Genomic DNA, 22364 nt, shown 5'->3' with positions numbered 1-22364 from the left:
ATGCCTAACTATTTTTGTAGAACAACCCTGAAATACTCTTCAGAAAGTATCCCCAAGGCCGATGGTTAGGCTGCATACCGCTTTCTATCCCTGTCCATCGGTGTATCCCCATGTTCAACAAACGCTTGAAGCAGGAGCTGTCGGCTCTTCGCGAAGAACTCTCCAGCCTCCAGCAAGTGAAGGAAAGTCTGGAAAGCGAGATGCTGGTCCTGACCCTCGATACCGACGGGCGGATTCAATCGGTCAACCAGAACTTCATCGGCGAGATGCTCTACAACAGCAACGACTTGATGGGTCGACACATCGAAGACATCGTCCCGGCCCATGTGAAGTCGGACGAATTCCACCACCGCTTCAACGCCGCGCTGACCCGTGGCGAGCACTTTGCCGGCACGGTGCGTTTGTTGCGCGGCAATGGTCAGGAAGCCTGGCTGCGCTCGATCGTGCAGCCGGTCCGGTCCGCGGACGGCCGGATCAAGCTCTTCTCGATTTACTCCAGTGACCTGACCCGCACCATCGAGGCGTCCCGTGAGCATGAGAACCTGATCGGCGCGCTCGTGCGCTCCACGGCGGTGATCGAGTTCGACCTGAATGGCAACGTGCTGGCAGCCAACGACCGGTTTCTCAGCGGCATGGGCTACAGCCTGGCGCAGATCAAGGGCAAACATCACCGTACCTTCTGCCAACCGGAGGATTACAACAGCGCCGCGTACCAGGACTTCTGGCGCCGTCTGAATGCAGGCGAGTTCGTCGCCGACCGTTTCAAACGCATCGACAGCCACGGCCGCGTGGTCTGGCTGGAGGCTTCCTACAACCCGGTGGTCGATGCCAACAATAAGCTCTACAAAGTGGTGAAGTTCGCCATGGTGATTACCGATCAAGTCAATCAGGAGCAAGCCGTCGCCGAAGCGGCGAACATTGCCTACAGCACCTCGCAGCAAACCGACAGCAGCGCGCAGAGGGGTAACGCCGTGGTGACTCAGGCGGTGAACGTGATGCGTGACCTTGCCAGGCACATGCAGACCGCCGGCGAAGGCATCGAAGCGCTGAACGAGCAATCGCTGGTGATTGGCACCATTGTCAAAACCATCAGCGGGATTGCCGAACAGACCAACCTGCTGGCGCTCAACGCGGCCATCGAAGCCGCTCGGGCCGGCGAGCAGGGTCGTGGTTTCGCGGTGGTGGCGGATGAAGTCCGGCAATTGGCTTCGCGCACCAGCCAGGCAACCGATGAAATCGTCAGCGTGGTGCGTCAGAACCAGGACATGGCGCGCAACGCCGTGGCGCTGATGACCGAAGGCAAACTCCAGGCGGAGCAGGGGCTTGCGCTGGCGGCAGAGGCGGGCACGGTGATTGTCGAGATTCAGGACGGTGCACAGAAAGTGGTGAACGCGGTCGGGCAGTTTGCCAATCAGCTGGCGACTTGATACCTGCCATCCCGGTGGAAATCGCTACGATCGGCGTTTTCCCCAGGAGCAGCCATCATGAGCGTTTCTCACCGCCGTCCGGTTCCCTTGGCCAAGGCTCTGCAGCCGTAAGCAGCCAGCCTTTCACACCCAAACGTCATTCTGCGCAGTGCGCTCGCCACCTTCGTTACCCGTGTTCAGCACACCCTTGGGTTCGATCAGCAGGAGTTTTACCTCCTGCCCGGCGAACGGTTTGTGCTCGACACCTTTTGACACCACATACATTTCACCGGTGTTCACCAGCACGTGGCCATCGCGAAAGTCGATGCGCAGTTGCCCTTCGAGCACGATGAAGGTTTCGTCGGTATCAGGGTGATCGTGCCAGATGAAATCTCCCAGCAGTTTCACCACCTTGAACTGGTAGTCGTTCATTTCGGCGATGACCCGAGGCGTCCAGTACGGACCGATCCTGGCGATTTTTTCAGCGAAGTTCAGGCTTTCGTAAGCTTTCATGAAGCAGCTCTCGTGGTTGATCGTAAAGCCACGATAGCCCGCGCTTCGAGCATGCTTCTTGAACGATTGTGCGTGGCTCAGCGGCGGTGCATTTTCATCCAGCGGGCCGGTGACAGGCCGTAGGTTTTGCTGAACTGCCGGGTCATGTGGCTCTGATCGGTGAAGCCGGCGATCAGCGCGGCGCTGACCAGTGGCTGGCCCTGGATCAGCAGCGAGCGGACCAGGTCGAGGCGGCGCATGGTCAGGTATCGATAAGGGCTGGTGCCGAACAACAGGCGAAAATCCCGTGACAGGCTCCAGCGATCGCGGCCGCTGTGTTGCGCCAGTTCTTCCAGCGTCACGGTGCGATCCAGCGCGCTGTGGATGAATTCCCGCGCGCGTTCGGCTGCCACGTAGTCGAAGCTCTGGCGGGTGGCAGGCACGCCGGAAACGCTGTTCAAGGCTTGGGCCAGATCGAACAGCGCATCCTGCTCTTCCAGAGGCTCGAGGGGACAATCGAGGCTTCGCAGCAGCACGGCGGTGGCGGCGAACAAACATGGATCGGTCGACAGGCCAGTCTTGATAAATGGCAACGGCTGGCCGCCGAGCATCTGCTGGATCAGCGCCGGCTCGATGTACATCATTCGGTACTGGAACCCGGTCTCGGTGCCGGCTTCGCCATCGTGAACTTCGTCCGGGTGCAGCACCATGGTCCCGCCCGGCAGACTGTGGCGCCAGCCACCGCGGTACTGAAAACTCTGCACACCGGCCAGTGTGTGGCCGATGGCATAGGTGTCGTGGCGGTGAAGGTCGTAGCCGTGGCCTGCAAAAAACGCCTCGAAACGCTGAAGCCCGCCGACGTCGGGCGCGAGGTGGAACCAGTCGATGGTAGGCGTGTGCTTGGCCATGGTGTTGGTGCCTTGAGCTCGATGCGCAATACGTTACCCCACTGACCAGCCGACTGTCTGCTGCCGATCGAATCTCCCGGCGGGTAGAAAATCCCGGACTAATGTTGCAAGGTGTTGCATATTTCTTAAGCCACGAAGGCGCCCCACATCATGGAATTATCCCACCTGAGCTACGCCGCTCCGTTGTTGTCGTTGGCGCTGTTATGGACGGTTGCGGTGGTGACGCCGGGGCCGAACTTCTTCAACACTGCACAACTGGCTGCCAGTTGCTCCCGGCGCCACGGGGTCGTCGCCGCACTTGGCGTGGCCACGGGCACGGTGCTTTGGGGGTTGGCGGGTGGTCTGGGCATCAAGTCGCTGTTCAGCGCTGCGCCGGCGCTTTATCTGAGTTTCAAGATTGCCGGCGGTTGTTACCTGATCTATCTGGGATTGAAGCAGTTCAAGCGCAAACCACCGAGTGTGCCGGGCGATAGCGGCTCGCTGAATGGCGCAGGCCGCACGCTGCTATCGGCTTATGGCCGAGGCTTTGTGGGCAACATGACCAATCCCAAGGCCGCGCTATTTGTCGCAACGATTTTCGCCACTGCCATGCCGGCTTCACCGCCACCGATGTTGCTGGCGCTGGCCGTGCTGACCATGGCGACCTTGTCATTCAGTTGGTATTGCAGCGTGGCTCTGCTGTTCGCCAGCCGTCGGGTCGCGGGTGCTTATGATCGTTCGCGTAAATGGCTGGATCGCTTCGCCGGCAGTTGCTATCTGCTGTTCGGCGCGCATCTGGTGGCCAATCGTTGAGGAGTTCTGAATGAGCAAACTGCGGGTAGGCATTATTTTTGGTGGCCGTTCGGCTGAACATGAAGTGTCGTTGCAATCGGCGAAAAACATCGTCGATGCGCTGGATCGTTCGCGCTTTGAGCCGGTACTGATCGGCATCGATAAACAAGGCCACTGGCATCTGAACGACCCTTCTAACTTCCTGCTCAATCAGGAAAACCCGGCGCTGATTGCCCTTAACCAGTCCAACCGCGAACTGGCCGTTGTACCGGGCAAGGTCAGTCAGCAATTGGTGGAAACCTCCGGTCAGGAACTGCTGGGTCACGTCGATGTGATCTTCCCGATCGTCCACGGCACCCTGGGCGAAGACGGTTGCCTGCAAGGGCTGCTGCGTATGGCCGATCTGCCGTTTGTCGGCTCCGACGTGCTCGGTTCGGCCGTCTGCATGGACAAGGACATCAGCAAACGCCTGTTGCGTGACGCCGGGTTGGCGGTCACGCCGTTCATTACCCTGACCCGCGCCACTGCGGCGCGCACAGGGTTCGCCGAGGTGCAAGGCAAACTCGGTCTGCCGCTGTTCGTCAAACCGGCGAACCAGGGCTCTTCCGTGGGCGTGAGCAAGGTGAATGACGAAGCCGAGTACGCGGCAGCGGTAGAACTGGCGCTGAATTTCGATGAGAAAGTCTTGATCGAGTCCGCCGTCAGCGGCCGCGAGATTGAATGCGCGGTGCTCGGCAACGAAGACGCCATCGCCAGCGGTTGTGGCGAGATTGTGGTGCGCAGCGGGTTCTATTCCTACGACAGCAAATACATCGACGCTCAAGCGGCGAAAGTTGTGGTGCCGGCTGACATCAGCATCGAGTCCAGCGAACGCATTCGTGCCCTGGCCGTCGAGGCGTTCCAGGTGTTGGGCTGTTCGGGGTTGGCTCGGGTCGACGTGTTCCTGACCAACAGCGGCGAAGTGCTGATCAATGAGATCAACTCGTTGCCCGGCTTCACCCGCATCAGCATGTACCCCAAGCTATGGCAGGCCACCGGTATGACTTACAGCGAGCTGGTCAGCCGTTTGATCGAACTGGCGCTGGAGAAGCATCAGGCGCGGCAGGCGCTGAAGATCTCTCGCTAGGCTGAATACAACAATAATTATTCGAGGCGACACGTCATGAAAGTCAGCGCACGTAACGTCTTCAAAGGCACCATCAGTCAATTGCAGGCCGGTGCGGTGTATCCGCTCCATGAACTCCACATTCCAAGCGGATAGCTGACGGCTGATGCTGTGCTCCCGATTTCCATCAGGAGCCCATCACCATGATGCGTCCCAATGCCAACGTTGAAAAAGTGTACCTCTACCCGAAGCCTGTAGATTTTCGAAAGTCCATCGACGGCCTGGCTGCATTGGTCGAACTGGACATCAAAGTTGCGGTGTTCGACCCCGTGCTTTTCGTCTTTCTAATCGCCACCGCAACCGCGTCAAAGTGTTGTACTGGGAGCGCAACGGCTTCTGCCTTTGGCTCAAGCACCTGGAGTCTGAACGTTTCAAACTTTCCCCTGATGAGGTCGACGAGGCGATCGTGCTGACTGTCCAGGAATTGAACTGGTTACTGGATGGCTTTGATCTCTGGCGCAATCGTCCTCATAAGGTTTTAACGCCAAGATTCGTCGCCTGACGGGTATAATCCCCGGCATGAATTTGATACCCGAAGACCTTCCCGATGATCCTGTTTTGCTCAAGCAAATGTTGCTTGAGGCACTCAGTCGTCAGCAAGTAACGGCTGAGGCATACCAGACTCATATCGTCGATTTGAAAGAACAGATCAAGCTGCTGCGCGACCGTTTGTTCGGTCGAAAATCCGAGCAGACGATCGAGCCCAACACGCCGCAACTGGCGTTGTTCAATGAGCCCGAAAGCGAGCCGATGCTTCCAGTCGGCGACGCTGACGAAGAAGTTGTTGCTTCGACGCCACGTCGCGGCAAACGCAAGCCACTGTCGGCTGATCTACCACGCTTCGAAGTGACCCACGAACTGCCCGAGCACGAACTGACCTGCGCTTGCGGCTGCCGCAAACACGTCATCGGTGAAGAAACCAGCGAACAGCTGGAGATCGTGCCGATGCAGATTCGCGTACTCAAACACATACGCAAAGTTTACGGTTGCCGCGGTTGTGAAACCGCGCCGGTCACCGCAGACAAACCCGCTCAGATGATCGAAAAGAGCATGGCCAGCCCCAGCGTATTGGCCATGCTCTTAACCACCAAGTACGTCGATGGCCTGCCGTTGCATCGTTTCGAAACCGTGCTGAGTCGCCACGGTGTGGTTATTCCAAGGCAAACACTGGCGCGCTGGGTCATCCAGTGCAGCGAACACTTCCAGCCCTTGCTGAATTTAATGCGCGACCGATTACTGGAAAGTCCGGTCATCCACTGCGATGAAACAAGAGTCCAAGTATTGAAAGAGCCGGATCGAGACCCAACCAGCCAATCGTGGATGTGGGTGCAGGCCAGCGGGCCGCCGGATCGAAAAGTTGTGCTGTTTGACTACACCTCCAGCCGTGCGCAGGAAGTGCCTCTACGCCTGCTGGAAAGTTATCGCGGCTACGTGATGACCGACGACTACGCGGGTTACAACGCGTTGGCGTTGCAGCCAGGTGTTGAGCGGTTGGCGTGCATGGCGCATGCACGACGTAAGTTTGTCGACGCGCAGAAAGTGCAGCCCAAGGGCAAGAGCGGACGTGCCGATATCGCGCTGACGATGATCAACAAGCTGTATGGCATCGAGCGTGAACTCAAGGACGTCAGCGATGAACAGCGATTTATCGGTAGACAAGAAATGAGCCTGCCGATCTTGGCCCAGCTGAAAAGCTGGCTGGATAAAACACAGTCACAGGTGACGCCACAAAGTGTGTTGGGTAAGGCCGTGAATTATCTGGCGAACAACTGGAGTCGGCTGGAGCGCTACGTGGAGGCTGGGTTTTTACCAATCGACAACAACGCCGCCGAAAGAGCGATAAAGCCTTTTGTTATCGGGCGCAAGGCATGGCTGTTTAGTGACACGCCCAAAGGCGCGGCGGCCAGTGCACAGATCTACAGCTTGGTCGAGACCGCCAAGGTCAACGGCCAGGAACCCTATACGTGGCTGCGCCACGTACTGGAGCGGCTGCCGCAAGCGCAGTCGTTGGAAGACTATGAAGCGCTGTTGCCGTGGAACTGCTCGCCAGAGATGCCACGGTAAACGACTGCCTCATCTTGAGGTAGGTGTAGTTCGTGGATCGGTTACGGTGCGGTGAACGCCGAAGTCTCACTGAAACTGTCGGGCGGCAATGAACTGGTGGCCGTGGTGACTATGGAGAGCGTGAAGAACCTCGGTCTGGCGGTCGGCAAGGAAGCGATCGCGCTGGTGAAGGCACCGTGGGTCATGTTGATGACCGAATCCAGCGACATTCGCCTGTCGGCGCGCAACTGCCTGGAAGGCAAGGTCACCAGCGTCATCGATGGCGCCGTGAACTCCGAAGTCGTCATCCAGCTCGACGGCGGCACCGAAGTCTATTCGATCGTGACACGCCAGGCTGTGGCAGAACTGGGCCTGGCACCGGGTGTGAGTGCGACGGCGGTGATCAAGGCGTCGCATATCATTTTGGGTGTGCCGGCCTGATACGCCTTCAAGGATTTTCCAGCGGCTCGGGGATAAAACCTTGCTCTCTAAGCCCCTTGATGACACCTCGGATCAGGTAGTTATTAGAAAATCCAATGGTGTACTGCCTTGCTCCTTCGTTGATTGGAAGGAGCATTCCTTGGCTCACCAGTTTTTTGATCAAGTAGGTGCGTTGGCTAGCTGATAGGTCTGGTAGTGCATGGGCGAGATCTGCAGACTTAACAACGCCTTCATTGATCGCTATATCCAGCACAGCTTCTTCTGTTTTGGTAATCCACTCGCGCTGACGAGCGAATGTAACGGCAGGCATGAGAATTGAGTGTTTGAGGTAGGCGTAGTCGGTAAGTCGATCAACCTTGGCAATCTCATCCTTCACACCTTCCAGCACATAGATACACCACGCTTCGAGACTTGCTTTCGTGCCGGTGTCAGCCACACCTAGCATTGCGTAATAGCGCTCGCGATCGTTACAGAAAACGGCTGTGGGATTCAGCACTCTCCCGCCTGTGTTTACGTTGAACCCATATTTCATCAAGAGTGCGTAAGTGAGTAGTCTCACTACGCGGCCGTTACCGTTTCCAAAAGGATGAATCCATCCGAATCGATGGTGCGCCAAGGCGACTTTCATCAGGTCGTATTTTGGCAGGTCATCATGGTTCACGAAGGCAACCAGCTCTTGCATGTACCCCGGTATCTGAACTGCTTCTGGCGGAAGATGCTCCGACTGTGCGATACGTACTGGCGTTTGACGATAGGCGCCCGGAGTTCGGTCGCCTTCACGCTCAAGTTGCTGGACGGTCATCGCATGTATTTCGCGAATGGTCCGTTCGGTCAAAGGTTCACCTGGCTGCATGATTTCTTCGATATAGCTCATGGCCTTTTCGATGTTGGCAACTTCACGCAGTTGGTCGCTATCCGTTGCCTTACCCTCGATTTTGTTGTCCAGGTAGTCGGCCAAGGTTGTGTGGTTACCCTCAATCCGTGCTGACCCCAGGCTTTCCAATGTGTGGAAAATTGCCTTGAGCTGAAAAAATACCGGGGCTGGCGTATCGCCTTCAAATCGGAGCCGTCGTAGGTGTTCCAGCTCACTCAACACGTCCACCAACGGGGAGTCGAAAGTTGGATTCAGGAGCTGAAGTTCATGATGGGCAAATTCGGGCATATGGAATTTATCTCTGGCGTTGAGGGGAGTTATCTCTAATGAGGCCCTCAACAGGCCCTACTTATAGGACCATTTTTGATTCGGGTGTAAAAATTATCTCTAATCGCTCTCTATGTGAAGTCGAAAGCTGTAACGAGATAAGTGAAAAGGGCGTGCTTGGAAAAGCGGTTGGTGGCCTCACGTTCTTTGCTCAATCAATAGTAAACACACATAAAAAAGGGCCGTAACCGTCCGGCCAGCACCCTCTCCTGACAGCCCTCCAAATTGGCCAAGATAGTGGACACCATTTTTTAGTGGACACTATCTTGGATACAGTTGCCCCCGCTCGTCGAACCGGCCGCCGCCCCAACTTCCCGTTGGACTTCAAACGCCAGGTCGTTGAGGCCACGTTTCAGCCTGGCGCCTCCGTGTCGTTGATCGCTCGTGAGCATGACGTCAATGCCAACCTGGTGTTTCGCTGGCGGCACCAGTATCAGGAAGGAGCCTTCGGCCCGGTTAACCAGAGTGCAACATTTTTGCCTGTCCAGGTGATCGAGGCGTCGCCGGATGTCTCGCAAGCCGCCCGGCCTCAATTCGAGTTTCATTCCGAGCTGGTTGTTGAAGTGGGTAAAGCCACGCTACGCATCACTGGCACGCCAGAACCGCAGACCTTGCAACTCATCTTGCAGCAGTTACTGCGATGATTGCTCCTCCTGCTGGAACCCGCATCTGGATCGCCGCCGGCGTCACGGACATGCGCCGTGGCTTCGACGGTTTAGCCGCGCTGGTGCAGACTCAGCTTGAAGCCGATCCTTTCTCGGGTCAGATCTTTGCTTTTCGCGGACGGCGCGGTGACCGGATCAAACTGCTATGGTGGGACGGCGACGGGTTGTGCCTGTTTTGCAAACGGCTGGAACAAGGGCGCTTCGTCTGGCCGCAAGCAACCAGCGGCAGCGTGTCGCTGACGGCTGCGCAGTTGTCGATGCTGTTGGAAGGCATTGATTGGCGCAGGCCAATTCGTACAGCGCCCGTCCTCGCGGTCTGACTTGCCACGCTGAAAAAATCCCAAGTAACATTCGGTCATGACTCTCGCGACCGACTCCCTGCCTAACGATCTTCAAGCCTTGAAGGCTCTGGTCTCTGCCCAGCGGGCAGAGATTGAGCGTTTGAAAATGATGATCGCCAAGCTGCGTCGTATGCAGTTCGGTCGCAGCTCCGAGCAACTGGACGCGATGATCGATCAGCTCCAACTGAGTCTTGAAGAGTTGCAAGTCAGCCAGACTGAACTGACACCGCCAACCGAACCGCCATCTCGCCCTGTCTCTCGGCGCAAGCCATTACCTTAACACTTGCCTCGCGAAATTCACGTCCATCAGCCTGAATCAAAATGTTCTGGCTGCGGTGGGAAACTTCGCCATTTGGGCGAGGATGTGTCGGAGGTGCTGGAGTACGTCCCGGCGCGTTTCAAAGTGATCCGCCATGTTCGCCCGAAGCTGGTTTGCCGCTGCTGCGAGCACATCGCTCAGGTGCCGGCACCGAGTCGCCCGATAGCCCGAGGCCTTGCAGGCCCTGGGCTACTGGCCCACGTGCTGGTCTCCAAGTTTGTTGACCATTTGCCGCTGTATCGGCAATCCGAGATTTACGCCCGTGAGGGCGTGGAGCTGGAGCGCTCAACCCTGGCCGACTGGGTCGGCCAGAGCAGTCAATTACTCAGGCCGCTGATCAGCGCCCTTGAACGCCATGTCCTGAGCGGCCATAAAGTCCATGCCGACGACACGCCGATTGGTGTACTTGCGCCGGGCAACGGCAAAACCAAAACGGCTCGCCTGTGGACGTACGTGCGGGACGACCGACCTGCGGGCGACTCAACACCGGCAGCGGTATGGTTTGCCTACTCGCCGGATCGCAAGGGGCAACATCCCCGCGCTCATCTCAAGAGTTTCAGCGGGATCTTGCAGGCTGACGGCTACGCCGGTTTTGCTCAGCTTTATGCTAAAGGCACCATTCAGGAAGCCGCCTGCTGGGCTCACGCCCGCCGCAAGTTTTACGATGTCTACAAAGATCAGGCTTCACCACTTGCCAGCGAGGCGCTGCAACGGATTGCGGCCCTGTATGCCATCGAGAGCGAGATCCGAGGACAGCCGCCAGATCAGAGAAAAGCGGTTCGACAAAGCCGGGCCAGTCCGCTGCTGGAACAACTACACGCATGGCTTAACCAGACGCTGACTCAACTGTCGAAAAAATCGGCATTGGGCGGTGCGATCCTCTATGCCCTCAACCGGTGGCAGGCGCTGACGCGTTACTGCAATGACGGCCGAATCGAAATCGACAACAATGCCGCCGAACGCGCGTTACGCGCCGTCGCATTGGGTCGAAAAAATTACCTGTTTGCCGGTTCCGATGCAGGCGGAGAACGAGCGGATGCGATTTACAGCCTGGTGGGCACTGCCAAGTTAAACGGGTTAAATCCACAGGCCTATCTGACCTACGTGCTTGAGCGCATTGCCGAACACTCGATCAATCGGGTGAGCGAGTTGCTGCCCTGGAACATTTCTTTGAACCACACTGAACACTGCGAGGCCGCCTGATCCATGGTTAAAACTGTCCGTTTACCCAAACCCGCCTCCGACTTGTTGCTGCTGCACATTGAGCTGAAGTGGATCACTCCGACGATCTGGCGTCGGTTCGCGGTGCCTGAAAATATTACCTTGGGCAAACTGCACCATGTCATCCAGGTCGTGATGGGCTGGAGTGATAGCCATCTGCATGAGTTTGAAATTGCCGGTGAGAATTACGGTATTCCCGATCCTGATGGCTGGGGGCCGACGGTGAACCCGGAAGCCCGTAAAACGCTGATCAAGGCGCTGAACGGAAAGCGGACATTTAATTATCTTTACGACTTTGGTGACAGTTGGCATCACCGTATCAAGGTCGAAAAAATGCTACCTGCTATTGCCTGTCCTCAGGTTCCGTATTGCATCGACGGCGCCAATGCTTGCCCACCGGAAGACGTAGGAGGCGGGCCTGGCTATGAGGAGTTTCTAGAAGCGATGGCCAACCCCGATCATCCAGAGCATGACGCGATGGTTGAATGGTATGGAGATGTTTTTGATCCAGCGGCATTTGAGTGCGAGCGCGTGAACCAGTGGTTTAAACGGATTAAGATTTGAGTTGCAAGACGGTGTAGCTCGGACGCTTACAAAGGGCCTACCTCCCGGTAAGCCCTTGCTCTTTCCCACGTAGGACTCAATCCCCCAACGCTGCCCCCTCACGCCGCGGATCCGCCCCTCCCGCCAGCGACGTTTTCCCCTGTGCATCCTTGACCCGAACAATCGCCTGGGTCCCGCTGGTCATGTCGATCTCGTTCACGCTGTGCCCTTTATCTTTCAGCGCCTGAATCAGTGTCGGGCTGAACTGCCCTTGTTCCAGTTCTGTCGGACCGTTGCGGCTGCCGAAGTTGGGCAGGCTGATGGCGGTTTGCGGATCAAGGTTCCAGTCGAGCAGGCCGATGGTGGATTTGGCGACGTATTCGATGATCTGCGAGCCGCCGGGGGAGCCGATGGTGGCGAGGAATTCGCCGCTCTGGCGGTCGAAAATCAGGGTCGGTGCCATGGACGAGCGTGGGCGTTTGCCGGGTTCGACGCGGTTGGCAACCTTCTGGCCATTCTCTTCGGGGATGAACGAGAAGTCGGTCATCTGGTTGTTCAGCAGGAAACCCTGAACCATCAGGTGCGAGCCGAACGCGGATTCCACGGTGGTGGTCATGGACACGGCGCCGCCTTCGTCATCGACCGCCACCACTTGCGAGGTGGAGATGCGCAGCGGTGAGCGGTCCGGCGCATAGGCGACCTGAATGCCCTGCGGGGTGCCGGGTTTGGCTGTGCCCATGCTGCGATCCCCGATCAGCGCGGCGCGGCTGGCCAGGTAAGTCGGGTCCACCAGACCTTTGACGGGGACGGGCACGAAGTCTGCGTCGGCCACGTACAGCGCGCGGTCGGCGTAGGCCAGGCGCTCGGCCTCGGAGATCAGGTGCACGGCTTCAGGCGTCGGTTCAATGCCCGCAGTTTTGTTTGTCTTGACCGGCTTGAGCGATGCCAGGGCAAAACGCGGGTCACGAGCTTCCAGGGCCTGCAAGGTGCCGAGGATCTGCGCCACGGCGATCCCGCCCGAAGACGGTGGCGGCATGCCGCAGACCTGCCAGCGTTTGTAGTCGGTGCACAGCGGCGCGCGCTCCTTGGCGCTGTAGCCGTTGAGGTCGTTCAGCGACAGGCTGCCGGGGTTGGCGTGGCCCTGAACCTTGGCGACGATCTCTTGTGCGATGGGGCCTTTGTACAACGCATCCGGTCCTTCTTTGGCGATGCGTTTGAACACAGCGGCCAGTGCCGGGTTTTTCAGCGCCGTGCCAACGGCTTTCGGGCTGCCATCTACATTCAGGAAGTAGGCCGCCATGTCCGGTGAGCTTCGCACGGACGAGTCCGAGGCGATCAACTGGTGAAGGCGTGGCGAGATGGCGAAGCCTTGCTCCGCGAGTTTGATAGCCGGTTCGAACAGCTGCGCCCACGGCAGGCGACCGTGTTTCTGATGGGCCAACTCAAGTGCCCGCAACACGCCCGGTGTCCCCACCGAACGACCACCAATCTGCGCCTGGGTGAATGGCATCGGTTTGCCATCGGCTTGCAGGAAAAGTTTCTCGGTGGCGCCGGCCGGGGCGGTTTCGCGACCGTCAAAAGTGCGCACGGCCTTGCCATCCCACAGCACGATCAACGCGCCACCGCCAATGCCCGAGGATTGCGGCTCGACCAGCGTCAGCACGGCCTGCATCGCAATCGCGGCATCAATTGCCGAACCGCCCTGACGCAACATCTCCCGTCCGGCCTCGGCGGCCAGCGGATTGGCCGCGGCCGCCATGTGTTTTGCGGCGTGTTGGGTCTGCAGATCGGCGCGATAACCCGAAGCGATTTCCGGCGCAATAGGCAACGTCGAAGAGGTCGGGGCACTACAGGCTGCGAGGGTTAAAGCCGTGGCAATCAGCGAAAAGCCTGACAGGCGATAGAGGCTCAAGTGGAAGGCTGAGAACACGTGGGGGCACTCCGTCCGTGGGAAAGATCAGGGGACTTTATCGGCCGACAGGGAGTGACGCAAACCAAGGCCTACAGCAAAGACACTTTTGTCCTTCATGAAGTAGTGGATTCTCTGTAGGGTCGAGGCAACAGACTGACCAGAAGATCAACAAGAGGCAGGCATGCAGACCGAGTTCCCCACCCAGCCGAGTTACCGCACTCAGCGTGATCAATTCCTGGCCGCTGCGACCGCGGCCGGTGCGACGCTGACCAAATACCCGCATCCACTCAACGGGCCATTTGGTGAGTCACTGAGCACCGATGTGGCGGTGCTCGGCGATCCGGGCGCTAAGCGTTTGCTGATTGCGCTGAGCGGCACTCACGGCGTTGAAGGCTTCTATGGTTCGGGATGTCAGATCAAGTGGATGCAAGAGTTGGGCAAGCGTTCGCTGCCGGCCGATGTTGCGGTGGTGATGATCCACTTGATCAATCCCTGGGGCACTGCGTGGCTGCGTCGGGTCAACGAAGACAACATCGATCTGAACCGCAATCACCTGAACTTCGACCACGCAATGCCGGATAATCAGGCCTATGCAGCGCTGCATGAAATCTACGCCTGCACGGAGTTGCGAGGCCCTGAGCGTGATCGCGCCGATACCTTGCTCAATGCGCAGATCGGCGAACACGGCTGGCCAGCGGTGATGTCGATTGTCGAGGGCGGTCAGCACCGTCATCCCGATGGTTTGTTTTACGGCGGACGGGCACCGAGCTGGTCGAACCGTACGTTGCATCAGATCATTCAAACGCATGTCTCCCATGCCGAAGTGGCCATGTGTTTCGACTTGCACACCGGCGCCGGGGAGTATGGTCATCCGATGTTGCTGACTATTACCGAGGCAGCCTATCCAGCGCTTGCGGATGCGCAGGCCATTTACGGCCCGTGGCTCTACACGCTGCTGACCGGCGCCGACACGCTGAGCGAAACCGGCGTTGCGGCCACCGCCACCGGTTACACCTCGCAGGCGTTGATCAATGCGCTACCGCACGTGCGATTGATGCCGTTTGTGATTGAGTGCGGGACGTATCCCGGCGCCGAGGTTCATCGTCATCTGCGCGACGATCACTGGCTGCACCTGCACGGCAATCCAAGTGATGGCGTGGGGCGCGCGATAAAACTGAATCTGCTTGAGCAGTTCTATCCCGCTGACAGCGACTGGCAGGCGATGGTCTGGCTGCGCACCTGGCAAATATGGGAGCGGGCGTTGTCGGCGTTGCCGGCGATTCGTTCCTGACGCGGCTTCTTGGGTGGCTCGGCGCTGTTTATTCGGCGCACTTTTCTCGAGGCATAAAAAAACGGCCTACCTTTCGGTAAGCCGTTTTTAGTACTTGGTGGCTACACAGGGACTTGAACCCCGGACCCCAGCATTATGAATGCTATGCTCTAACCAACTGAGCTATGTAGCCAAGTGGCGCGCATTATTGGCTCGTAACAGAGATGTGTCAAGCGTAAATCTAAAATATTTCTCTACGCTTTCAACCGCTTATCCGCCTGACCCGAAAAAACGCGCCAGGGGAGGGTGTCAACTGAGCTGAAATCTCCCGGTATTGGCGCTCAAGGCCTTGCTGCCTTGGCTCAAGGTGTCCGCTGCCAGGTTCACCGCCCGCGCACCTTCGAGCAAGCGTACCGCCGCCTGATCAACTTGCTGGATGTTGCCGCTGACCTCGTCGGCGGTGGTCGCTTGCTCGTCGACCGCTGTGGCGATCTGCGCCAGGGTGTCGGTAACGCTTTGCACGGCATCGGCAATTTCCCCCAACCGTTCGCCCAGGCCAGTGACGGCTTGGGCGTCAGACTGAGCCTGACCGCAGGCGGCTTCCATCAGGCTCACCGCTTCGTTCACCGTGCTGCGCAGGCTGTCGACTGTGCCGGCAATCTGCGCGGTGGAGGACTGGGTGCGTTGCGACAGGCTGCGCACTTCATCGGCCACCACTGCAAAGCCGCGACCTTGCTCACCCGCGCGAGCGGCCTCGATGGCGGCATTCAGTGCCAACAGATTCGTCTGCTCGGCAACCCCGCGAATGGTATCCACCACCAACTGAATCTGCTGCCCTTGTTCACTGACCCGGCCCAGTGCTGCAGCGGTGTCGTTCAAGCGCTGATTGAGTTGCTGAATGCTCGCCGTCGTGCGCTGGCTGTCACGGCTGCTGTCGGCGGCAATGCGCTGGGTGTGCTGAGCGCTGCCGGAGGCCTGTTCGCAACTCTGGGCAACCCCTTGCGAGGTGGCGGCCAATTGTGTGGCGGCCGCGGCGATCTGGCTGATCTGCAGCTGCTGAGCTTCGACTTCCCCCAAGGCACCGCTGGAGTGATGGTTGAGGGTGCGCACCGCGTTGCTCAGCTGCAAGGTTTCATGATCGACCCCCAGCAGGCTGTTGCGCAGCTGCACTACCGCAACATTGAGGGCGGTGCTGATGGCGGCCAGTTCGTCGCGGCCCTGCACCGGTACTTGAAGGCTCAGATTGCCGTCACGCAAGGCTTCGGCCAGCAGGGTGATGCCGCTGGCGCTGCGACGGATCGAGGCTTGCAAGCAGATGAACAGGTACAGCGCGGCCAAGAGCAGACAGCCAAAAATTGTCGCTACGAGGATGAACTGGCGAATTGCCGAACCGTGGTAGTAATCCAGACGCTGATCCAGCGACACCAACGATTGCTGACGCAACGAAGCGAAATCGGAGAGCAGGGCGTCGAGATTGCGTTCGAACTCTTCCGGCTTGAGCTTGATGCTACCGCCGAACACGCCGTCATCGAGGACTTTCAACTCGGCGTCCAGGTGCTTGAGGCTGTCATGGTATTGCCCGGACCAGGCTTGCAACGCGCTGGGCAGCCGCGCCTCCAGCAGGCTCGCGGTTTTGACCAGCTGCTCCCGGGCATCGCCGATGCGGCTGCGCAAGTCGCGCAATTGCAGACGGCTTTGCAGGGTGAACTGTCCAGACACCACTGATGCCTGGCCGACGCTGGCGAGGCGGCCCACTCGTTCAATCAGGTCTGGTGCGTGCTGCGTGGAGATCTGGGTCAGCAGATAAGTTTCCAGCCACGGCGCCAGCGTCAGGCGATTGTCCATGGCGATCTGCTCGCGCAAGGCTTGCAGGGCACTCAAGGCATTGGTGAACCGATCGTAACCGTCCGGCCACCAACCGACGCTGCTCAAGCTTTTCGAGTCCAGGCCGTTGAGGGCGGTTTGCAGGGTTTGATAACGGGCCAGGGTTTCGCCCTCGGCGCCTTCGGTTTGCAGCGCGTTGCCGAGGTCCGAGGTGGCTTGGGCGAGGGCTGGCTGAACCGCATCGAACGCGGCCATCGCCGCGATCGTCGCTGGCGTCGGCTGGCGATTGGTTTCCGTGGCGCGCCAGCGAGCCGCGCGGTCACGCTGGGCGGCGAGCAGGTTATCGAGTGTATCCAGAGCAAGCAGTTGCCGAACCCCGGCACGTTCGCCGGAGATCAGGTTCAGTTTGTCGCGATAGTCCTGACCGATCATCCACAGACTGCCCGTCAGCGGCAGGATAAACAGCAGAAACAACAGCTGAAATTTGCGTGCGAAGCCAAAACGCCCCAGCAGCCCGATCCCCGGTGATAAAAAAGCCTGCATGCCCCAAAACTCCTTTGGACACCACGCGCCATTGGCGTGCGTCGCAACCGTTGCGGTCGCGACCTGTGCCCTTTTAAAAGGCCTCGAAAGTTCACCCTCGCCAGCTCTGTAGGCCGGCTCTGTAGCGAAACTTCCCATTCTCGGTCCCCTTTGTAAGGGGCCGCGTTGAAGCGGATTACCAAGGCAAGATTCAGACCATGGCGTTGCGCTATCACCTTTTCAGCGATGAAAATCGAGGTCGTTAGCAGGCTAAGGGGATGGCGCTGCTGCACCGAAAAATGGCACATTGATGCACCTGCCCGTGTGCACCCATCTGTTGTACGGAAACTCTTATGGCTATCAGCAATGTCCAGACCGGCGCGCAGCCGGCATCCGCGACTTCACAAAGCAGCCCTTTGGTCATGCGCATCATCGGCGCCGTGGCGCTGGCGCATTTGATCAACGACTTGATCCAGTCGGTGCTGCCGTCGATCTATCCGATGCTCAAGGCCAACTACGGCCTGACCTTCACTCAGGTTGGCTTGATCACTTTGACGTTCCAGCTGACGGCTTCGCTGTTGCAGCCGTGGGTCGGTTACTACACTGATCGGCATCCCAAGCCCTGGCTGCTACCGGCCGGGACGGTCTGCACGTTGATCGGCATTCTGATGATGTCAGTGGTGGGCAGCTTTCCGATGATTCTGCTGGCGGCCGGGTTGATCGGTATCGGCTCCTCGACCTTTCACCCGGAAGCTTCTCGCGTGGCGAGGCTGGCCTCGGGTGGGCGATTCGGTTTGGCACAATCGACCTTTCAGGTGGGTGGTAATGCGGGCTCGGCCTTTGGGCCGTTGCTCGCTGCAGCGATCATTATTCCTTACGGTCAGGGCAAGGTGGCCTGGTTCGGATTGTTCGCGGTGTTTGCGCTGTTCGTGCTCTATCGGATTAGCCGCTGGTACGCCAACCATTTGAGCCTGTTCAAACTCAAGCAAGGCCAGGCGGCGACGCATGGTTTGTCGAAGAACCGTGTGATCAGTGCACTGGTGGTCCTCGGGCTGCTGGTGTTCTCCAAGTATTTCTACATGGCCAGTTTTACCAGTTACTTCACTTTCTACCTGATCGAGAAATTCGACCTGTCGGTGGCCAGTTCGCAGCTGCACCTGTTCCTGTTTCTCGGAGCGGTAGCGGCGGGGACGTTCTTCGGTGGGCCGATTGGCGACAAGATCGGGCGTAAGGCGGTGATCTGGTTCTCGATCCTCGGCGTTGCGCCGTTCACCCTGATCCTGCCTCATGTTGACCTGTTCTGGACCAGCATTCTGAGCGTCGTGATCGGCTTCATCCTGGCTTCGGCCTTTTCAGCCATCGTGGTGTATGCGCAGGAACTGGTGCCGGGCAATGTCGGAATGATTGCCGGGGTGTTCTTCGGATTGATGTTCGGCTTTGGCGGGATTGGTGCGGCGTTGCTTGGGTATTTGGCGGACATACACGGCATCGAATACGTGTATTTCCTGTGTTCCTTTTTGCCGTTGTTTGGTGTGCTGGCGATCTTCCTGCCAAGAACCAAAAAAGTATAAACATCACCTGTCTAGTCCTGAAACAGGTTTACACCTGCTTCACCCCAACGCCCGATGCACCGCATCGGGCGTTTTGTATTTCAAAGCCAGGTGCGGCCGTTCCTGGTTATAGATCGCGACCGGCCGGAATCGACCCTGGTTGTGTAAAAACGCAGGCGCCATTTTGAAGTCTGCGCTGTGCGTAAGGGCTGCCAATCCTTGCTCAATCAGCGAACCTGAAATGCGCTCAAATCGTAAACACCTGCATCAAATCGTTGCGGCAACTCTAAGTGCCAACTCTGTTCGGTTTGTCACTTCTGCCTTGCGGAACAACGTATGGATCTGATTTCGGACCGTATTTGGGCTTGAGCCTAGTTCCCGGGCGATCTGCTTGTTGCTGATTCCGCTGGCTACTAGCTTCAGAATTTCAACCTCCCTGGTCGTAAACTGATACCAATCCAGCCCTGCGCCTATTTGCTCGAGTGGTACACAAGGTTGGAAATCGTCAGCTGCGTGAATTTGAGCAGCATGTTGAACGAGTACTGTGACCAGGCTTTTGGCAGTTTCAACGTTGTTCCAGCGCTTAGTCGAACTAATGACAGCAAAGAGAAGGTTGTTCTCGTCGAGTTGGGTGGCGTGGACGGCAAACCTTCTACCAAGGGTCGGCTCCTGTAGGAGCAAGCGACGTCCTATGCAAGTGCATTTGCCAAGGTCTATCAAGGAAGGGGCTCTCACTGCAGCCCATAGAGCGAGCAGCGAAGCACAGTGGCTCTGCAGAGTTTCGGGCTCTTCGTGAATTTCGCCTTCGAGAAAGAGGATTTTCTTGAAGTGAACGGCGGGGCCATTCACAGAGGCGATGCCAATGGCAGTGCAGTCCACGTCCAGGTCTAGAAAGGATGGCGTTCCGATGCTTGTTTGAAGCACTTGCCAGCTGTTCTTGACGCTTTCCATATTCGCTCTCCCTGCCCGATGTAAGCACATCAGATGCCCGGTTTCAGACACCTGATGCACTTTGGATTTGGATTATATGGCCAAATGGTATCCCTCGCGACAGGTGTCGACCGATTGGTACTTGTCTAGCAACATCCGCTTTCTGTGGAGCAGCAAGCTGCTGCCTGAGCCCCTTGAAAAGGAGCCAGCCCTTTGGTCACCTTCGGATCTCGAAGAGCAGGAGTGTTGCAATCGAAAGGCGCGGCCTGACCCAGCGGTGGTTCGTTCATGCTGCGAAGTCCGAGGAAGGCTCCTTGGTAAGGAGCACGCATCATCAGGTCATACGTTTTTGCACATACAGCGACCCGCTCACCACGGCGATACGCATGTCCATCATCATCATGCACCTCAAGCCAAGGACCGCGATAGATAACGGCCTGTCCTAACTCCCAGCATGGGCCCTGTTTACCTTTGTATGCCTTGACGGTGCACATGCGTACTTCAGCATCGCCAATTCTGTCGATAGCGCTTGCTGCTGTTGGCGACCAATGGAAGGTGATGCCATGGAAGCCGGCTTGTTCGAACGCAGCTATCACAGCAGTTTCTGAAGGTAACCGAAGTGGCGCTCCGGCAGGTGCGGACCTGACGGTGTGGTGAGAGGTTAAAGGTTCATCGCTTACAAGTACTGCGCAGACTACGCAACCGGTTACGTTCAGAGCGCGGAATGCTTCCCCCAATACCTGTTTTTCATCCTCGGCATCCACACGATTGAGGGTGAAGTCCATCAGGATTCGACTGGCCCAGCCATCAGAAACAGCGGGCGAACGCTCAACACCAAATCGCAGTTTCTCCTCCAATGCGATGTAACCATCGATGTCACGAAGTAATGCGCCCTGGAGTAGTGGCTCAATAACGTTGGCATCACGTGACAAATCGGAAAGCGCCATCAGGCGCACGCTGCGAGCGTTGTCCATCATCGCGGCGCTTTTGCGTAGTCGTCGTGGATCGCTATCAGCGATGATCAGTTCGCCGCGCATCTTATCTACACACATAGACAGCAATTCAGAATACGCACCTCCCCACCAAAGGATATGAGGAGTGGAGTCAGAGTGCTCATCTGTCTCGAGACCGCCATTCACTATAGCTGCTGTGTGGATCAATTCACGTTGCCAAGGCTCCAGTCGAAAGGCCGCGGTATCAAGCATGTTCATTGGCGGAAACGTCCCAGGCATCGAGGTGGTCACGGTACTCAGTGCGAGCAGGCAGGTCCGCGCCGAAGCGCTCAAGGTACCGTTGTATGGGCTGAGAGGAACGTATAAATCGGTCTTGGCAGATCTGCAGTGTGCTCAATGTAGTTTCAGTGAAGTTCAGGCCGCGCTGGCTCAAAGCCTTAAGCCACTGACGGTCGAACTGCCAAGGGTAGGCACCGATTTCGAGGTTGGTCTGAGCGAACGTCAGGTAGCCTCGCTGGCGAATGTTGATGGCCTTTAGATCAACCGCTTGGAGGCTGTCGTAGAAAATTACGGTCTTGGGGCGCGTGACTTCGCAGAACAGCCGCCATAGGTCTTTCATCGACGGACTGGTCTGATCGTCAACGACCAGGTTGACGTATTCACCTTTGGGTACCCACCGAAATACGCTGGCGATGCTGGCTTGGAAAACGTCCTGGTGCAGGAGATTGAGCGCTTGGTCTGTAGCGACCGTATGCAGTTCGGCATGATGGCGATCAGAGAGCAGCCTCTCGATACCCATCCATTGTTGATAGAGGCCATAGCGCTTACCGCTGTAGCGACCATCAGCAGAGCTACCAATCACGATTGATGGTCTGACAACAAGGAATGGAATGCCACATTCAGCAACTACCCGCTCAGCTGCCCGCTTGGTCAGCGTGTAGTTGGTAGGATCGCTCGGCGGCTCATTCAGCGCCGTTTCCGGCACTACACCTCCAGAGTAACCAGCGGAGTAGGCCGTGGAAACGAAGATAAAGAAGCTCACTCCTGCTTGTTTGGCAGCGATAGTAAGCCTTGCAGTGAAATCGACGTTCAGAGCTTGCAGCGCCTCATTATCGAAGTAGTCGAGGCAACCTGCGCAGTGAACTACCGTGTCCACTTTTCCTGAGCGAAGCATACTCTCCAGCAGCTCTACCGATGCCGTTTCAGCACCCTGCCAGTGAACAGTGGTCACCTTTTTATCGAATTCGTCAGCACTTCTTCCCAATGCCAGAAGCTCACGCTGCACTTCTTCTGGAATACCAATCTTATGGTCACCTCGCCTGGTCGGGATGACCAAGTGATCTGCCCAGCCATCGCTAAGCACTTGAGCGGCCATGAGTGCCCCGAGGAATCCCGTACCTCCTGTTAGGAAGACGCGTTTTCCGTGGCGTGGGGTCTGGAGAGGCGTTTTCATCGGACCTCTCCACTCGTGAAACCAAGGTCAGTTTCAGAAGCTGCAGCCAGTGCGTTATGAATCATCGCTTGGTCTGGCACTCCACCGTAGGAGACCAGAGTCTGGTCAACAATGACGATCGGGAATGCACTCAGACCATGAGCCATGAACAGCTCCGTGACTTGCTGGGCTACCGCGCCTTCTTTTGCGTTCAGCTCTGCGGATAGCTTCGGAAGGATCGATTGCGCAGTAGTCACGGTAATCGTGAGTACTGGCCAGTCCAGCTTGGCCTGCGTCAATGCGTTACGTGCTGCCGCTTCGATCTGTTCGTCAACCTGCGTAGTGCCTGGCATACAGCAACTTGCAGAGAGCACCACGATAGCTTCGGGCCCCAATGCGCGTTTGACTTGGGTGATATCTGCGTCCGAAGTCTTTTTGAAAAAATTGAGCATGTC

General features: G+C 57.7%; 19 protein-coding genes, 1 tRNA gene and 3 pseudogenes. 13 read left to right on the top strand and 10 right to left on the bottom strand.

Going from position 1 to position 22364, the window contains the following annotated elements; genetic code table 11:
* Positions 1–110 precede the first annotated feature (110 nt).
* Positions 111–839: pseudogene (locus ACYZT7_RS27420) on the top strand (PAS domain-containing protein); the annotation flags it as partial.
* Positions 840–863: 24 nt separating this feature from the next.
* The gene (locus ACYZT7_RS27415) at positions 864–1427 is read left to right on the top strand and encodes a methyl-accepting chemotaxis protein (RefSeq protein ID WP_462041873.1); all 564 of its coding nucleotides are present in this window, start codon (positions 864–866) and stop codon (positions 1425–1427) included.
* A 123-nt stretch (positions 1428–1550) separates the two neighbouring features.
* On the opposite strand, the gene ACYZT7_RS27410 is transcribed toward ACYZT7_RS27415, so the two are convergent.
* Positions 1551–1919, bottom strand: a complete 369-nt coding sequence (locus ACYZT7_RS27410) for a cupin domain-containing protein (RefSeq protein ID WP_462038958.1) — start codon at positions 1917–1919, stop codon at positions 1551–1553.
* Positions 1920–1996: 77 nt separating this feature from the next.
* On the bottom strand, positions 1997–2806 hold the full coding sequence (locus tag ACYZT7_RS27405; RefSeq protein ID WP_462038956.1) for an AraC family transcriptional regulator: 810 nt from the start codon (positions 2804–2806) through the stop codon (positions 1997–1999).
* A 150-nt stretch (positions 2807–2956) separates the two neighbouring features.
* Here ACYZT7_RS27405 and ACYZT7_RS27400 point away from each other — a divergent pair, with 150 nt between their 5' ends.
* From ACYZT7_RS27400 to ACYZT7_RS27380, 5 genes and pseudogenes are all read left to right on the top strand, one after another.
* Entirely contained in the window at positions 2957–3598 is a 642-nt protein-coding gene (locus ACYZT7_RS27400) for a LysE family translocator (protein WP_462038955.1), read from the top strand.
* A gap of 10 nt (positions 3599–3608) precedes the next feature.
* Complete coding sequence (gene ddlA, locus ACYZT7_RS27395) at positions 3609–4703, top strand: D-alanine--D-alanine ligase (protein ID WP_462038954.1); 1095 nt, start codon at positions 3609–3611, stop codon at positions 4701–4703.
* A 182-nt stretch (positions 4704–4885) separates the two neighbouring features.
* Positions 4886–5244, top strand: a pseudogene (tnpB, locus tag ACYZT7_RS27390) (IS66 family insertion sequence element accessory protein TnpB).
* A gap of 17 nt (positions 5245–5261) precedes the next feature.
* Entirely contained in the window at positions 5262–6806 is a 1545-nt protein-coding gene (tnpC, locus tag ACYZT7_RS27385) for an IS66 family transposase (RefSeq protein WP_462038953.1), read from the top strand.
* A gap of 36 nt (positions 6807–6842) precedes the next feature.
* The gene (locus tag ACYZT7_RS27380; protein WP_462041872.1) at positions 6843–7226 is read left to right on the top strand and encodes a TOBE domain-containing protein; all 384 of its coding nucleotides are present in this window, start codon (positions 6843–6845) and stop codon (positions 7224–7226) included.
* A gap of 7 nt (positions 7227–7233) precedes the next feature.
* On the opposite strand, the gene ACYZT7_RS27375 is transcribed toward ACYZT7_RS27380, so the two are convergent.
* Positions 7234–8388: a Fic family protein gene (locus ACYZT7_RS27375; RefSeq protein WP_462038952.1), complete on the bottom strand. Its 1155-nt coding sequence runs from the start codon at positions 8386–8388 to the stop codon at positions 7234–7236.
* Positions 8389–8693: 305 nt separating this feature from the next.
* On the opposite strand from ACYZT7_RS27375, the gene tnpA reads away from it, so the two are divergent.
* From tnpA to ACYZT7_RS27355, 4 genes and pseudogenes are all read left to right on the top strand, one after another.
* Positions 8694–9071: an IS66-like element accessory protein TnpA gene (gene tnpA, locus ACYZT7_RS27370; protein ID WP_158243614.1), complete on the top strand. Its 378-nt coding sequence runs from the start codon at positions 8694–8696 to the stop codon at positions 9069–9071.
* Entirely contained in the window at positions 9068–9412 is a 345-nt protein-coding gene (tnpB, locus tag ACYZT7_RS27365) for an IS66 family insertion sequence element accessory protein TnpB (RefSeq protein ID WP_020723502.1), read from the top strand. The genes tnpA and tnpB (ACYZT7_RS27365) overlap by 4 nt, the downstream gene beginning before the upstream one ends.
* Before the next feature lie 37 nt (positions 9413–9449).
* A pseudogene (gene tnpC / locus ACYZT7_RS27360) lies at positions 9450–10955 on the top strand (IS66 family transposase).
* A gap of 3 nt (positions 10956–10958) precedes the next feature.
* Positions 10959–11537, top strand: a complete 579-nt coding sequence (locus ACYZT7_RS27355) for a plasmid pRiA4b ORF-3 family protein (protein WP_034112255.1) — start codon at positions 10959–10961, stop codon at positions 11535–11537.
* A 76-nt stretch (positions 11538–11613) separates the two neighbouring features.
* Here the strand turns inward: ACYZT7_RS27355 and ggt are convergent, their stop codons facing one another.
* Entirely contained in the window at positions 11614–13446 is a 1833-nt protein-coding gene (ggt, locus tag ACYZT7_RS27350; RefSeq protein ID WP_462038951.1) for a gamma-glutamyltransferase, read from the bottom strand.
* Between the two features lie 163 nt (positions 13447–13609).
* On the opposite strand from ggt, the gene ACYZT7_RS27345 reads away from it, so the two are divergent.
* A complete protein-coding gene (locus ACYZT7_RS27345) occupies positions 13610–14719 on the top strand; it encodes a DUF2817 domain-containing protein (RefSeq protein WP_462038950.1) in 1110 nt (369 codons plus the stop codon).
* Between the two features lie 95 nt (positions 14720–14814).
* On the opposite strand, the gene ACYZT7_RS27340 is transcribed toward ACYZT7_RS27345, so the two are convergent.
* Positions 14815–14891, bottom strand: a tRNA-Met gene (locus ACYZT7_RS27340).
* Positions 14892–15007: 116 nt separating this feature from the next.
* Positions 15008–17065, bottom strand: a complete 2058-nt coding sequence (locus ACYZT7_RS27335) for a methyl-accepting chemotaxis protein (RefSeq protein ID WP_462038949.1) — start codon at positions 17063–17065, stop codon at positions 15008–15010.
* A 332-nt stretch (positions 17066–17397) separates the two neighbouring features.
* Between ACYZT7_RS27335 and ACYZT7_RS27330 the strand changes: the two genes are divergently transcribed.
* Positions 17398–18615 (top strand): MFS transporter, encoded by a 1218-nt coding sequence (locus ACYZT7_RS27330; RefSeq protein ID WP_462038948.1) that lies wholly within the window; start codon positions 17398–17400, stop codon positions 18613–18615.
* Positions 18616–18861: 246 nt separating this feature from the next.
* On the opposite strand, the gene ACYZT7_RS27325 is transcribed toward ACYZT7_RS27330, so the two are convergent.
* The 4 genes from ACYZT7_RS27325 to ACYZT7_RS27310 form a co-directional block, all read right to left on the bottom strand.
* Positions 18862–19545, bottom strand: coding sequence for a helix-turn-helix transcriptional regulator (locus ACYZT7_RS27325; protein ID WP_462038947.1), 684 nt, complete (start codon positions 19543–19545; stop codon positions 18862–18864).
* Positions 19546–19670: 125 nt separating this feature from the next.
* Entirely contained in the window at positions 19671–20735 is a 1065-nt protein-coding gene (locus ACYZT7_RS27320; RefSeq protein WP_462038946.1) for a hypothetical protein, read from the bottom strand.
* The gene (locus tag ACYZT7_RS27315; protein WP_462038945.1) at positions 20722–21930 is read right to left on the bottom strand and encodes an SDR family oxidoreductase; all 1209 of its coding nucleotides are present in this window, start codon (positions 21928–21930) and stop codon (positions 20722–20724) included. Before ACYZT7_RS27315 ends, ACYZT7_RS27320 begins: the two co-directional genes overlap by 14 nt.
* Positions 21927–22361 carry a hypothetical protein gene (locus ACYZT7_RS27310; RefSeq protein ID WP_462038944.1) on the bottom strand — a complete coding sequence of 145 codons (435 nt, stop codon included), beginning with the start codon at positions 22359–22361 and terminating at the stop codon, positions 21927–21929. The genes ACYZT7_RS27315 and ACYZT7_RS27310 overlap by 4 nt, the downstream gene beginning before the upstream one ends.
* Positions 22362–22364: the final 3 nt, after the last annotated feature.

Source organism: Pseudomonas sp. RT4P38 (genome assembly GCF_054897765.1).
This window is presented reverse-complemented; position numbering and strand designations above follow the sequence as displayed.